The 13,611-nt window shown below is 49.2% G+C and carries 11 protein-coding genes; 6 read left to right on the top strand and 5 right to left on the bottom strand.

The genetic code is table 11. The annotated features are described in order from the left end of the window. Positions 1 to 58: 58 nt before the first annotated feature. Complete coding sequence (locus QUB77_RS24910) at positions 59 to 772, top strand: PspA/IM30 family protein (RefSeq protein ID WP_333177987.1); 714 nt, start codon at positions 59 to 61, stop codon at positions 770 to 772. A gap of 113 nt (positions 773 to 885) precedes the next feature. Here QUB77_RS24910 and QUB77_RS24905 read toward each other — a convergent pair whose 3' ends face one another. Then, the gene (locus tag QUB77_RS24905) at positions 886 to 1,044 is read right to left on the bottom strand and encodes a hypothetical protein (protein ID WP_333296105.1); all 159 of its coding nucleotides are present in this window, start codon (positions 1,042 to 1,044) and stop codon (positions 886 to 888) included. On the opposite strand from QUB77_RS24905, the gene QUB77_RS24900 reads away from it, so the two are divergent. Together QUB77_RS24900 and QUB77_RS24895 are read left to right on the top strand one after the other, a co-directional pair. After that, a complete protein-coding gene (locus QUB77_RS24900) occupies positions 1,043 to 1,723 on the top strand; it encodes a substrate-binding domain-containing protein (protein ID WP_333177992.1) in 681 nt (226 codons plus the stop codon). The two genes, QUB77_RS24905 and QUB77_RS24900, sit on opposite strands and share 2 nt — an antisense overlap. A gap of 287 nt (positions 1,724 to 2,010) precedes the next feature. Continuing rightward, positions 2,011 to 2,178, top strand: a complete 168-nt coding sequence (locus QUB77_RS24895; RefSeq protein ID WP_333177994.1) for a hypothetical protein — start codon at positions 2,011 to 2,013, stop codon at positions 2,176 to 2,178. 25 nt (positions 2,179 to 2,203) lie between these two features. Here the strand turns inward: QUB77_RS24895 and QUB77_RS24890 are convergent, their stop codons facing one another. The 4 genes from QUB77_RS24890 to QUB77_RS24875 form a co-directional block, all read right to left on the bottom strand. After that, complete coding sequence (locus tag QUB77_RS24890) at positions 2,204 to 2,680, bottom strand: Crp/Fnr family transcriptional regulator (protein ID WP_190660410.1); 477 nt, start codon at positions 2,678 to 2,680, stop codon at positions 2,204 to 2,206. A 122-nt stretch (positions 2,681 to 2,802) separates the two neighbouring features. Then, positions 2,803 to 5,844: a HEAT repeat domain-containing protein gene (locus QUB77_RS24885; RefSeq protein WP_333177997.1), complete on the bottom strand. Its 3,042-nt coding sequence runs from the start codon at positions 5,842 to 5,844 to the stop codon at positions 2,803 to 2,805. A 107-nt stretch (positions 5,845 to 5,951) separates the two neighbouring features. Continuing rightward, a complete protein-coding gene (gene infC, locus QUB77_RS24880; RefSeq protein WP_006635262.1) occupies positions 5,952 to 6,488 on the bottom strand; it encodes a translation initiation factor IF-3 in 537 nt (178 codons plus the stop codon). Positions 6,489 to 6,935: 447 nt separating this feature from the next. After that, positions 6,936 to 8,141, bottom strand: coding sequence for a transposase (locus QUB77_RS24875; RefSeq protein ID WP_333178000.1), 1,206 nt, complete (start codon positions 8,139 to 8,141; stop codon positions 6,936 to 6,938). A 93-nt stretch (positions 8,142 to 8,234) separates the two neighbouring features. Here QUB77_RS24875 and QUB77_RS24870 point away from each other — a divergent pair, with 93 nt between their 5' ends. The 3 genes from QUB77_RS24870 to murI all read left to right on the top strand — a co-directional run bounded on the left by QUB77_RS24870 (position 8,235) and on the right by murI (position 13,469). Then, positions 8,235 to 9,257: an alpha/beta fold hydrolase gene (locus QUB77_RS24870; protein WP_333178003.1), complete on the top strand. Its 1,023-nt coding sequence runs from the start codon at positions 8,235 to 8,237 to the stop codon at positions 9,255 to 9,257. Positions 9,258 to 10,668: 1,411 nt separating this feature from the next. After that, positions 10,669 to 12,459 (top strand): N-acetylmuramoyl-L-alanine amidase, encoded by a 1,791-nt coding sequence (locus QUB77_RS24865; protein WP_333178006.1) that lies wholly within the window; start codon positions 10,669 to 10,671, stop codon positions 12,457 to 12,459. 149 nt (positions 12,460 to 12,608) lie between these two features. Continuing rightward, positions 12,609 to 13,469 carry a glutamate racemase gene (gene murI, locus QUB77_RS24860; protein ID WP_333178009.1) on the top strand — a complete coding sequence of 287 codons (861 nt, stop codon included), beginning with the start codon at positions 12,609 to 12,611 and terminating at the stop codon, positions 13,467 to 13,469. The last annotated feature ends 142 nt before the right edge of the window (positions 13,470 to 13,611 follow it).

The raw sequence follows: 13,611 nt of genomic DNA, 5'->3' as shown, positions 1-13,611 counted from the left end.
GCGATCGACAAATCCTGATGTAAACTAGGCGTAAAAACCAAGCTTATCTGGTATTTATATGAAAAAAGTCCTTTACTGGTTGATGGGCGACAAGGCAGGCAGAACCATAGTAGGTGTCTGGAATTGGATGTGGGGACTGCCCGTAGAATCCGGCGGCCAGGTGTCGGTGGCGGTAGCCGAAGAGTCGTTGCGATCGATGCAAGAATCAGTGCAAAAGCTAGCAGCAGCAGTCTCCACCCAAGTTGCAGCCTACCAGCGCGCCAAAACGAAATATGAAGAAAAAGTTAGGGAAATGCAAACCGTAGAGCGCCAAGCCATCACAGCCAAGCGCAACGGCAACGAAGAAGCAGCCCGCTTGGCAATGTCGAAAGTAATTCAGACAGAACAAATTCTGCCGCAGTTAGAAGCTCAAGTAAAACAAGCCGAACATTACGTCAACGCTTCCAAAGACAAGCTAAATCGAGAGCGGATGAAGCTGGAAGCCTACAAAACTGATATGCAAAATATGAAAGATATGGCAGAGATTAACGAAGCTCTCGGAGCAATATCCAAAGTCAACAACGACCTCAGTATCGATTCAGCTCGATCGCAGTTTGAGCAAGCCAAAAACGCCGTCCACGGCCGCAACCTCAAACAGCAAGCTTTAGCAGAACTATCTGAAAACCCGCAAGAAAGACTTCAGGCAGAATTAGAAAATATGACCTTAGACGATGAAGTTAATCGGAGGCTGCAAATGTTAGAGGGCTCCAACAACAAAGAACTTCCCAGCTAAGGACAATTTTATGGCTAAGAGCGGGCCTCCCCCCATAGTTTTTATTCTGTTATTTCTGTTGCTCGCCGGTGGCGGTTGGTTCTTTTTTCTCAACAAACAAGCATCCCAAGATGTTAGTAACAATCCCCCACTCCCACACCTGCAGGCGATGCCGTCCCACTTGCCGTCGCGCCAGTAGTCAGCGGTGCTTCCCCTGTTGCAGCTACTTCCTTTGCGCTTCCAGCTTCCGTACCTGCAGGCACGGCCGTGAGAATTGACGGTTCTACCAGCATGGTGACAATCAATCAGAACCTCAAGAACGGCTTTCTAGGGAGGTTTGCTGGCACTACAGTCGAGGCCAAAGCAAATGGTTCTGCCAAGGGAATTCAGGATTTGGTCGCGGGAACAGCCGATATTGCAGCGGTATCGCGACCTTTGACGGCTCAAGAACAAGGTCAGGGTTTGGCAGCGGTGCCCGTTGCCCTAGATACCATCGCCCTTGTAGTCGGCATTAACAACCCGTTTAAAGGAGGTTTAACCTCCGCTCAAGTTCAAGATATCTTCAAGGGAAATACTCAAGACTGGTCGAAAGTCGGCGGCCTGGCGGGCCTGATTAAAGTAATTAACAGACCGGCAGTTAGCGGCACTCACCAAACGTTTAAAGAACAAGTGCTCGGAGGTAGCGAGTTTGGCAGGGCGCCAAATATTACCACGCTCGATCGAGATGCGACAACTCCCCTGCTGCAAGCTTTAGGCAACAACGGCATTGATTATGCCACATTCGCTCAAGTAATCAATCAGAAAACGGTGCGCGTTGTTCCAGTCAACAGTGCGACGCCGGATGCGGGTAACTATCCTTACAAGCGGCAGTTGTACTACGCTTACAAAAATCCTCCTAGCCAAGCAGTTAAGGATTTCTTGGGCTACACAACTTCTTCGGAAGGACAAAAAGCGATGCTGGCCCGAAATTGAGGCTTTGCAAACGTCCGACATTCAAGACTTGGCCAAATTTCTGTCGGGACCTACACAAGTGATGTCCGCGCAGGCGGACTTTCTTATTGGGCTGGGTAAGGTGTACTCTTCAGGGGGTGACAAGCACCCCTGAACCTTTGCGTAAAACCGGAGGATTTTATATCAATTCCGGTTGCACCGGAATGATATCATTTTACCAGAGGGGGCACAGAGCTATAAAGCTGATAAAGCAACAACTTTAGCCTCGTTGTCGCCCCCGGAAGCGGGTCAGTTTAAGCACGGTCGTTATGGTCAGTCGGCACAGAGAATCCTGGAAGGAAACCACTACGGAAATTCAATTCTATCTGAGCAGTTTAGAAGCTCAGGCTAAACGACACAACCAAGAGATTCGTTCTCATTGGACGGTGGAAAATAGTTTACAGAATATCAATTGTGCAGAATTACCGATCGACTAAAAACACAATTCCCACTTCCCCAATTTCATCGCATTTCAGGAACTCTCACAGTCTCTGTAGGAGGCATCATGGCTTCTTTAGCATTCAACTTTTGATTCAACTCCCGAATCCGGCGCGACAGCAAGCGAATAATATTCACAGCAATTCCTGGCGTTTCATCAATCGCATCGTATAGCTGCATTTGAGTCAGCATCAAACACTCGGATTGTTCGAGAGTAGAAATAGAAGCCGATCGAGGTTCTGCATCAAACAGCGACATTTCCCCGAAACAAGCCCCCGCTTTCAACTGTGCCAAATCCCGATCGCCTATATGCACGCGCACCGTTCCCGATACCAAAATATAGAGAGATCGACCTTCTTGTCCTTCCGTAAAAATCCTGTGCTTGGAAGGAAACGAAAGTTCATCCATTACCGATGCTAGACGCACGAGAAAATCATCCCGCAGTTCCTTAAAAATCGGAACCTCCCTCACAAACAATAGGCGTTCGACGCTGGTTAACATAATGAGATGCAATGATTAATTTAAACTTAAAAAGGGGAAGGAGAAGGGGAATAAAAACGGTTGACAGTTGACGGTTAACTGTTGACTAACAATAACAACTGCCAACTGACAACTGACTAATGTTACCTTTTTCCCCCAGTACCCAACTCTGCCATCATCTCTTCAACTTGAGCGGATACCAAATTATCGGGGTCATTTTGCAGCCTGGGCAACAATTCGACCAAAGCCCGTGGCGAGGCTATTTTCAAATAGGCTAACACTGCTTCGCGGACAAAACCCGTCGGGTGCTGCAGACAGACGAGAGTTTGTTGAGCCGTAAGACTCCAGCGCGCTTCTCTCGCCAAGTGAAAGCAGCAGGCCAAGGCCCAATCCGAAAGGAAGTGGCGCAATTCTAGCAAGCGGCGCAAACGATCGCTAGGGGCTAGAGGTTTGTAAACCATCAATTCCGACAGGTTGCTCAATTTTTCTCTTTCCGAGTGTTGATCTAACAAATTGATGAGCGATCGCTTCCTAGCTATATCCACAGTATTATCGAGAATTTCCAATCCCCTAGCAACCAAAGAAGGTTGACCAGAAGCGATGTTGAAAGCAGCGGCTTGTACCGTGTCCAGCGGATAAAGAAACTTCATCAGCAAAAAACACCGCTCCCTAGCATCAGCTTCCAACCCCGCCAGAGCCCGCTGCAACAATTGAGCCGTATCGCCCCCATGTGCCCCAGTGCTGTTAGCACCCCCCGACAAATTGCCGTAGCTTGTTACCCCAGACAAATCTACCAGACCTGCATAAATTTGACCGATAAACATTAACTCCTGTTCGATAAGAGTTTCCAAGCCACTACGGCCGATGCGGTCTAGAACCCCTTCTATCCCCGCTTCCGAAGGCATTTTCAACAGGATGCGGAGGATATTGCGCCTCGTCGTTCCCCAAGCCGTCATCAAATTGCTCACCAAAATGTCTATCGCCTCTGCAGTCCCAATTTGACCGAGAGCCGTCCAAGCTTGCAACCTGACCAAATCTGACTTGTGGATATCCTCAGCCAAATACACGAGCAAAGGAATGGCGTCGTTGTGAAGTTTGACTATAGCCTGCAAAGCCGCTTCCCTAGTCGATTTGTAACCAAGTCCGCGCACCAGCGAAGGATAATATTCTTCCGAATGAGTAGACGAAATCACGTCTAACAGAGCGCAGCGCACTCGCAGAGATTCATCTTGCAACAGATTGGGGATATGCAGCCGCAGTCCTTGCAAATAATCAGCTTCTCCCAGAGCCCGCGTCCCCATAACACGTTCCCGCTCTTGCTTGTGTGTCAGCATTTGCCGCAGCGTATTAGTAGCCTCTGCCTTTTGCTGGCGATCGCCCCTTCTCATAATTAAAGCAGCCGCCGTACCCCGCACCACCGGATCGACCGTCGGCTGCAAGTAAGGCCGCAAGCTCTCAATATTTGGTTCAGCTTCCGTCAGCCAGATGTAGCGCAAAGCCAAGGCCAGCACCTCCGGCGGCAAGGATTGCTGCGAAAGTGCGCGGACAGCTTGTAAATATGCCGGGTTCGGGTGTTGCAGCATCGTTTCCAAGCTCTGGCGCTGCAAACCTGGGGACAGCGAATCGAGGAGGGGAGCCAGAACTTCTCCGACATTTTTGGGGTCAATTTGCGTCAGGAGTTCTATGCAAGAGCGCTTTTCATCTTCGCCCCCCGGCTTTTGTAGAGTTTCCACCACTGCGCGCTTGAGAGCTTTGAGGTCAACGTCTGTGACGCCCAAGCGTCCCCGTTCCGCACTTTTGACTAACAAACCCACGTATTGAGAGCGGATCAGCCAGACCACAAACACCCACACCAGCGCCAATATTACGATCGCGCCAATAAATATCAAGCTTTGCTGGTCGTGAAATACATTTTCGTCTTGCTGGGGGAGTATCTTGCCTGTCACCCACAACATAATCAGGATGCCTACTCCTGTTGCTCCGCAGGACAAAGGTTCGCCCACACCGTTGACCAAAGTTTGAATTCCCGATCGAATATTGTCGGGAATCGGTTGAAATAAAACCGGGCTAACGGTTTCCAAAAGCGTGTAGTGAAGCAGTTCGTCTAAAAATCTCAGCAATATCAGCCCGATAAACACAGATACTAGCTGGCCCAGAGATGCTCCTATGGTCAGCACGCCGAGTATAGCGATGCCCGCAGGCAAAATCATCGCCGTCACGAATACACCGATTCTTTCCACCAACCGGCTCGAAGCGAACCACTGAGTCGCCACTTGAAACAGGCCTTGTATGCCTTCATAAATGCCCAGGAAGCTAGCGATCCAGCTAGCTCCGTCTTCCGGGTTTTGGTATTCTAACTGGCTGTAGAATTGGAAATCTACCAGCACGTAGACGACTTCTGCGAGGATGAAGAAACTGACTAGAGGTACGGCGTATTTTTGCAGCGGGCCTGTAACTTTGCGGGCGGTAAATTCTTCTTGGTCGTCGTCTTCGTCGTCATCCGTCCAGTGAGCCGTTTCCGGGAATGCTTGGCTGTATTTTTCCGTGAGGTAGTAGAGCAACACCGAGCCTGTCGCCACCATCAGCCCCGATATGAGGGTAACGTTTTTGAGTCCGACTACGTACAGCAAAACAGGCAGAGAAAATCCGCTGACTACTCCAGCTACTAGATAGCCGCTGCTGACTAGCGGATAGGTGCGCTTGATTTCTCTAATATTAAACAGTTGGTTGGAAGTGATAGAAGTATTAAGGTCGTTGAGGACATAGCAAGCTTCCACCCACAGCCACATCAAAAAAATAGTAATAAAAGCGATGCTGATGCCAGCTATCTTAGTATTTTCGTAGCCAATTCCGAATCGAAACAAAAATAGCGGTACCGACATCATGCCCAGAACCACTACGACGGTGCGCCTCAGCGGCAGGATTTTTTGCAGCCACGAGTAGACAAATCCCAAGCCCGAACCGATAAAGGCGCTGGCTATGTAGATAAAGGGCATTTTGTCGGCACCGTACTCGTCTAAAAACAGACCTACTGTGCTGAGTTCCAGCCAGATCAGTCCGACAGAGGTTAGAGTGTAGACGAGGAACATCAGTACGGTTCGCTCTACTTCTTCCGATCGCAGGTTGAGCGATCGCAGCACTCCCTGTCTTACTCCCGCCGAACCGCTGATTTGAAAATTTTCCATGCAGCGTTGATTTCCCTGTGTGGTAGCTTATTCCTGACTAACTTCGGAAGTCATCAGCTCTCAGTCACCAGTTTATGACTGATGACTGCTTACTAATGACTATCTATTTATACTTTCTTCGGCGACAGCAGCATCATCATACTGCGTCCTTCTTTTTTGGGGGCTTGCTGCACTTCTGCGATTTCCTGCAAATCTGTGGCCATGCGCTTAAGCAAGTCCTCTGCTAGGTTGCTGTGTTGGATTTCCCGACCTCTGAACATGATCGTGGCTTTTACTTTGTCCCCAGATTTGATAAAGCGGTCTGCTAGTTTGAGGCGCACTTGGTAGTCGTGTTCTTCAATTTTGTAGCGCATCTTCACTTCTTTAACATCGGCAGTGTGCTGCTTCCGCTTTGCTTCTCGCGCTTTCTTTTCCTGCTCAAATTTGTACTTCCCATAGTCCATTACCCGGCATACGGGCGGGTCAGCTTTGTCGCTGACAAGTACGAGATCGAGTTCTTTTTCTTCTGCCAGGCGCAGCGCTTCTGCAGGCGTCAATATCCCTAGTTGCGCGCCGTCGGTATCGATTACCCGGATTTTGGGGTATCGAATATTTTCGTTGATCTGGGGTAGGTTGCGATTTTGTCTTCTTTCAATCACAGGCATGAATTGTTTTACAAGCAGTAGTTTAATAGCGAAGCTTCTTGATAGTTACAGGTTTGATCGGTCAATATTTCACGATTGACGATCGAACTGTTTTGTAAGGTGTTACCCTCACCGGACGTACTACCGCGCCCTGTCTCCCCTCCGCTAAAGCCTTGGGGAATATTTGGACGATCGTAAATGAATTCTTACAATACTTGCTATTCTACTCAGTCTGGCTGAGTTTCTGCCTAGTTTTATTTTAACTTCACACACGATTGCCTGCCCGAAGGTCAAAGTGATGACAAAACCGTCAAAAATTCCGGGTAAAAGCTTAAGGATGAGGTAAAACGGATTTTCTCACCCCATCTCCCCCGGTCTGGCAAGTCCCCCAAGTCGCCTGATTTGCCTTGTAGAATAGGTATAAGCAAGTTTGACATCCTCCCCGGCCGTACCGCAGGATTCCAAGAATCACTTCTTGGGCTTCCTCTTTCCACGACTCGGCTTACATTGAGGAGTTGCCTCACCAATGCAGAGGTCGATGTCTTCAGAGGCGTTTAACGTTCCCGTGTGCCCCACGGTACGGAGTGCTAACTCAAGTATGTTAATTGCTGCATTCCAGTCTCGGTCTATTACAAAACCACAATGGTGACAGCGATGTGTTCTTTGACTCAAAGACTTCTTGATGACTTCCCCACAGTTGGAACAGTTTTGAGAAGTGTAGTGCGGTGGTACGGCAACCGTTACCACACCAAACACCTTGCCAAAATATTCTAACCATTGACGGAAAGCCGACCACGCAGCATCAGATATAGACTTTGACAGTTGTCTGTTTCTAAACATGTTACGCACCTGCAAGTCCTCATAGGCAACCAAGTCGTTAGACTGGATGACGCATCTTGCTAACTTCACGGCAAAATCTTTACGCTGCCTACTTACCTTGAGGTGCTTTCGACTCAGGCGATTTCTCGCTTTGACTCTGTTTTTCGACCCTTTGGTCGTGCGAGAAAGTTTACGACTAAGACGCTTTATCGCTTTCTCGGACTTTCTCAGATGACGGGGGTTCTCGATTGTCTGACCGTCCGAATCGGTGTAGAAGTGAGTCAATCCAACATCCAGTCCAACAGTCTTACCCGTTGGCTTTCTCTTCTCTACCCGTTCTTGGTCAAGGCAAAACTGAACGTAGTACCCATCAGCTCTACGAACAACACGCACTCGCTTAATCTGCTTCAACTGGTAGAAGTGAAGGTCACGAGTTCCCCACATCTTGAAGCTTCCTGCTTCAAACCCATCAGTGAAGGTGATAGTTCGTCTATCGAACGACAACTTCCAGCCCGTTGTTTTATATTCAACAGAGCCATGTGTTTGATGCTTCTTAAAGCGTGGGAAGCCTTTCTTCCCAGGCTTGTTTTTTTTGCAGTTGTCATAAAACCGAGCGATAGAACTCCAAGCCCGCGAAGCCGAAGCTTGTCGAGCTTGGGAGTTAAGTTTGCCGGCGAACGGGAACAATGCGGCGAGAACAGCGCAATAGGCGCTCAACTCGTACTTGCCAATCCCCAAGTTGTCCAACCAGTATCTAAGGCAGCTATTGCGGACAAAGCGAGCAGTACGAATGGCTTCATCGAGCCGCTCGTACTGCTGTGCAACTCCCTCTAGTTTTGCCTCAAAAACAAGCATACTTACGCTGACATAACGAGCGTAAGTATACCACCATTAAAGAAAGCCGTCCTAGAAGGACGGGGCTTTAAACCCATTATTTTTGGTAAATTTATGTTGCGAGCTGATGCAAAATTGACAAATTCTCTGCTGTGGCACCAACGGGTGGGAACTCAACGAGACTGGATGTGGCGGGGCTGGCAAACTCGCTACACTTATTTGCGGCCCGACGGGGTACGAAATCAAGGGGCGCTGGAATTTCAAGATTCTGCGGCCGAACCAATGGCCCCGCGCACATCGGGAACGCCGATTATTTTACTGCACGGGTTTGGAGCTTCGATCGGTCACTGGCGACAAAATCTTGCCCAACTCGCCGAAAACCAAACGGTTTACGCCTTGGATTTGTTAGGGTTTGGCGCTTCCCAAAAAGCTCCGATCGACTACTCTGTGTCTTTGTGGGTCGATCAAGTTTATGATTTTTGGGTGAATTTTATCAGAGAGCCGGTAGTTTTGGCAGGAAACTCGATCGGCTCGTTGATTTGTCTGGCTGTGGCTGCGGCTCACCCGGAAATGGTGGCAGGCACAGTGATGATTAGCCTCCCAGACCCCTCTGTGCGAGCCGAGGCGGTGCCCGGATGGCTGCTACCGGCGATCGAAGCTGTTGAAAGTTTGTTTGTTTCTCCCATCGTACTGAGGCCTCTGTTTTATTTGGCTCGCAAGCCTTCCTTTGTCCGCCGCTGGGTTGGCTTTGCCTACTCCAACCCCGAAGCTGTTACCGACGAATTAGTGGAAATTCTAGCAGGGCCAGCAGGCGATCGGGGAGCAGCCCGCGCCTTCTGCGCTTTATTCAAAGCTGTAGGCAGTTCACAATTTTGCCCCAGTGTCAAGATGGTGATGCGAAATTTAACAATCCCCATGCTGTTAATTTGGGGCAAACAAGACCGGATGATTCCCCCTCGGTTCGCCCGACCCCACCAATTTGTCGAATGCAATCCCCAATATGTAGAGCTAGTTGAATTAGAGAATGCGGGCCACTGTCCCCAGGATGAATGCCCGGAACAAGTAAATCAAGCGATTTTGAACTGGATAAGCCGGAATTTTGTACCTATGGGCGAGAGCGAATTGCAGCACTGTTGATTAGACAGGGGTTGTGGATTACTAAGGTAAAAAAATAACTTCCAGGTATCGATCCCGCTCAAAAATAAATTTGCTAGAACTAGATCCCCCTGGTGGTATCGTATAGCAGATGTTGAAGGCGATAGCGACGAAGCGGATCTGGTAAAAAGAAGTCCTGCAAGAAGGCGAAATCAACCGCTTAAATTGCAAAAATTAAGAACGTTCTTACCGTCAGGGCGGTTGCTATCTTACAAAACTTCCCTATCTTGAGAGTCAGTCGATTTGAGGTTCAAGATTGACTCCCCAGCCGCTATCTAGAGGCTTGAACTAACCTAAACCACTTGTTTGCTGTGAACGACTCCTGCTGGAAAGTAAGTCTTCGTCTTTCTGTGATGTCATGTATCTACTGTTATTGATGGCCCCTTTTTTAGAGGCTCAGAGATTGACACAATCACCAAGATAGTGTATCTTCTCTAACTGGTAGTACACATCCAAGTTATGCAGTTAGTCGAAAGGCAAGTCATTAAACCCAATCACAGGTTTTACCCAGAAGCCGATCGATTGTCCTTGCTGTCCAACAAACTTTACAACTGCGATAACTATATCTACGGTCAAAACTTTTTCTCAGGTCAACCAACCAATGCTCTGCCTGTCGATCGTTCACTCAAAAAGAGTCTAAAGGACAAAGCATTTCCCGCCCAAGTAACACACAAAACTCTCCCGTTACTGCTGAAAACATGGACTAGCTATCATAGTCTCAAATTGGGGGGCGCTATCCAGATTGCCCCACTAAGTTTCAAGCAGCAACGAAAATCCCTGATTAAAAAATTCAGAAAAAAAGAGAGCAGGGGCGATATGTAGTTGTATTTAACGGTCAATGTGTTAGCAAAAAAGCTTTTTCCAAAGAATATGTCAGTTTGTCTGGGAGTAACATTTGGTCACCTGGAAAAGTTACCTAAATCTTGAAAATCCGGATTGTTCGCGAGGTAAGTTGTTAAGTTATTGAGGTAGTTTAGGAAAAGTTAGAACAAAACGCAAGTGTAAAGCCGATTATAACCCTTGCCGTAACGAGCTTCGCCAACATTAAAGAGCTATGAAACCCCTCCCTGGAAAAACGGTAAAATTCTACCTTCTAACTTGTACCTTCTAACTTTAAGAAACACCTTGTTTCTTGCTCCTAAAAATAAATACCTTCCCTTGTGCCAACAATCTTTCAGTCTGCTTATAACCGATCGCCCCCAAGTATAGGGGAAAGTTCAAAAATGCCGGTATCTGGCATTTTGGAGCCTGTTAACGCATAAAAAGGTCAATTTAGCCAACAACTGACGGCCCCCGTGCCCCCGGTCTGCTGGCGGCTAACTGCTGAAAGCCTCTGAGGGCAAGCAGCGCCCTTCCAGCTTTTGGCAGTAACGCAAACGAGGAAAAAACTGTCGTGAAATTCCACTGGCTACTACCGAGTTTCTTAAGTGTATTTTTGCTCGCCGGAGCCGCCGAAGCAGCTAGACTGCAATCTTGGCGGTTTGATGCTTCAGAGAACCGGCTTTACATTACAACAGACGGGGGAGTACAACCCAAGGCTCAACTGATTTTCAACCCGATGCGGTTGGTAATCGACTTGCCGGGGACGAGTCTGGGTCGTCCCTCGGTCAGCAAACCGCTCTCAGGGGCGATCGAATCGGTGCGGGTAGGGCAGTTTGACAACGATACGACCAGAATTGTGGTCGAGATCAGAGACGGGTTTACTATAGACCCTCAGCAAGTAAAATTCCGGGGGATTTCTCCGAGCGAGTGGACAGTGGATTTGCCAACGCCGGTGCGGGCAGAAACTCAAAATCCGATTTCAGAGCCGGGGGGAGAAAGGTTATCGGTTGAATCTTCAGCACCCCAAGCCGAGTCGGCAGAGGCGACTGTAGTTCAGAACGTTCAGGCGACGGCGGACGGTTTTTTAATCCGCACTGCCGGCGGCAGGCCCCAAATTAATTTTCAACAAAGTCGGGCTGGGGACATCGCCACCCTCGATATTGAAGGAGCTAGTGTAGCTCCTGGCCTAAGCAGCCAACAGCCTCAAACCAACGGTCAGCACGGGGTTGACAAGATTGAAGTCCGGCAACTACCAACAGACCCGCCCGTTACCCGCGTGACTTTGCGGATGAAGAATTCTAATACTCAGTGGCGGGCTTCTGTGAGCAATTTGGGCGGGGTTGTGCTATTGCCTGGAAGTGTAAGACAGCCCTCGGTTCCCCGCAGCCTGACTGTAGCTCCTCCGGCGAGACAATCTCAAGGAAATTTAGCCAGAGTTCAGTCAATTGATTTAGCCAGTAACGGCACGCAACTGGTGGTGAGAACTGACCGCCAAGTCTCCTATACCAGCGGCTGGGACCAGGGGTCGAGAGCTTACTGGATCAGGATCGCCTCTGCTGTCCTAACGGGGGAAATTCCTCAGCTCGATGCCAACAGTCCTGTATCGTTTACAGCCAGCCAAGAAGACTCGGAGACTGTGGTGATTTGGGTACAGCCACGATCGGGGGTAGAGGTAGGCAGGGTGACGAGACCGAGCCCGCAATTGCTGTCTTTGCAGTTGCGATCGAATGCTAGCGCGCAGCAGCCTTTCACTCGCACTCCCAATTTGTCGCCTTTGCCGAGAAGGACTTTGGGAAACGATGATTTGCCCCAAGCTTCTAACCGCCGGGCCGTAGTAGCGATCGATCCGGGCCACGGTGGCCGCGATCCGGGGGCAGTCGGGATTCAGGGCATTCAGGAGAAGGAAATTGTTTTGGATATCTCGTTTCAGGTGGCGAGGTTGCTGGAACAGCAGGGCGTGCAGGCGGTGATGACTCGCACTGACGACAGCGAAATCGACCTGGAACCGAGAGTTTCTTTGGCGGAACGGGTGAATGCTACTTTGTTTGTCAGCATTCACGCTAATGCGATTAATATGAGTCGGCCGGATATTAGCGGGATTGAGACTTATTATTTCAATAACGGCCAAGATTTGGCGAGGGTGATTCACGCCAGTATTTTGGAGGGCACGGGGGCGACTGACCGCCGAGTGCGGCAGGCGAGATTTTACGTTTTGAGGAAGACTTCTATGCCTTCTGTTTTGCTGGAGGTGGGTTTTGTCACGGGTGCTGAAGATGCTGCTAGGCTTTCTGACCCAGCTTACCGCAGTCAAATGGCGGCTTCGATCGCTCGCGGCATTTTGCTTTATCTTCAACAAAGATAATGGGCAGTTGACTGTTGACTGTTGACTGTTGACTGTTGACCGTTGATTAATGTTATTGGTTATTGGTTATTAGCCACAGCAAACGATTAACAACAGACAACTGCCAACTGCCAACTGCCAACTGCCAACAGATAACTAACTATTAACAAATGACAACAGACTCTGGACAACCAAGAATCGGTATTTTTGACAGCGGCGTGGGCGGTTTGACTGTGTTGACCCAGTTGTACCGACAATTGCCCAACGAATCGATACTTTATTTTGGAGATACGGCGCGGCTGCCTTACGGCACTCGCACGCCGTCAGAAATTGTGGAGTTTGTCCGCGAAATTATGGCCTGGTTGGTGGAACAGGATGTGAAAATGGTAATTATGGCCTGCAACACCAGTTCTGCTTTGGCGATGGAGATGGTGCAGGCTGAATTTGATATCCCGGTGCTGGGAGTAATTCTGCCGGGGGCGCAGGCTGCGGTGCAGCAAGGCAAGCGGATCGGGGTCATCGCAACTCCTGCGACGGCTGCTAGCAATGCTTATCGAAATGCGATTTTGGAGATGGACGATTCTTGCCTGGTGTGGCAGGTTAGCTGTCCGGCTTTTGTGCCGCTGGTGGAGCAAAACCGGATTCATGACCCTTATACTTGTGAGGTGGCTCGGGAATATTTGGCTCCTTTGATTCAGCAGCGCATCGATACGCTGATTTACGGCTGCACTCATTATCCGCTGTTGGCTCCTGTGCTTCGCTCGCTTTTGCCTGCTGGGGTGACATTGATCGATCCTGCGGTACGGGTGGTGGCTGCTGCTGCCAGAGAATTGGAGCTTTTAGGGCTGCGGAATCCTGGTACTGCGCTACCGACTCGTTTTTGCGTGAGCGGCCCTCCGCAGCAGTTTGCCGAGGTGTCAGTACAGTGGCTCGGTTGTACTCCGGCTGTTGAGAAAATATCCCTGCCGACAGTTGTACGTAGCGAAGCGGGGCGTAAGCCATCGCCCGTATCGCTGGAATCTGGCGAATAAGCCGGAAAATTTATAGGTTAATCTAACCCCCCAAAACTCAGGTAAAGCTGACTCTGGGGGGTTTAATTATTGCGATGTAACCTAGCAATTACACATCAATAGGTAATATTATTGAACAAAAGCTTTGATGAACAATGCAAAT

Origin of the sequence: Microcoleus sp. AT9b-C3, assembly GCF_036705485.1 — a bacterium.
Classification (GTDB): domain Bacteria; phylum Cyanobacteriota; class Cyanobacteriia; order Cyanobacteriales; family Microcoleaceae; genus Microcoleus.
This window is presented reverse-complemented; position numbering and strand designations above follow the sequence as displayed.

Excerpts from the sequence above, each read along its gene's own strand:
- QUB77_RS24910 (WP_333177987.1), top strand. The coding sequence starts at position 59 with ATGAAAAAAGTCCTTTACTGGTTGATGGGCGACAAGGCAGGCAGAACC.
- QUB77_RS24900 (WP_333177992.1), top strand. The coding sequence starts at position 1,043 with ATGGTGACAATCAATCAGAACCTCAAGAACGGCTTTCTAGGGAGGTTT.
- QUB77_RS24905 (WP_333296105.1), bottom strand. The coding sequence starts at position 1,044 with ATGCTGGTAGAACCGTCAATTCTCACGGCCGTGCCTGCAGGTACGGAA.
- QUB77_RS24895 (WP_333177994.1), top strand. The coding sequence starts at position 2,011 with ATGGTCAGTCGGCACAGAGAATCCTGGAAGGAAACCACTACGGAAATT.
- QUB77_RS24890 (WP_190660410.1), bottom strand. The coding sequence starts at position 2,680 with ATGTTAACCAGCGTCGAACGCCTATTGTTTGTGAGGGAGGTTCCGATT.
- QUB77_RS24885 (WP_333177997.1), bottom strand. The coding sequence starts at position 5,844 with ATGGAAAATTTTCAAATCAGCGGTTCGGCGGGAGTAAGACAGGGAGTG.
- infC (WP_006635262.1), bottom strand. The coding sequence starts at position 6,488 with ATGCCTGTGATTGAAAGAAGACAAAATCGCAACCTACCCCAGATCAAC.
- QUB77_RS24875 (WP_333178000.1), bottom strand. The coding sequence starts at position 8,141 with ATGCTTGTTTTTGAGGCAAAACTAGAGGGAGTTGCACAGCAGTACGAG.
- QUB77_RS24870 (WP_333178003.1), top strand. The coding sequence starts at position 8,235 with ATGTTGCGAGCTGATGCAAAATTGACAAATTCTCTGCTGTGGCACCAA.
- murI (WP_333178009.1), top strand. The coding sequence starts at position 12,609 with ATGACAACAGACTCTGGACAACCAAGAATCGGTATTTTTGACAGCGGC.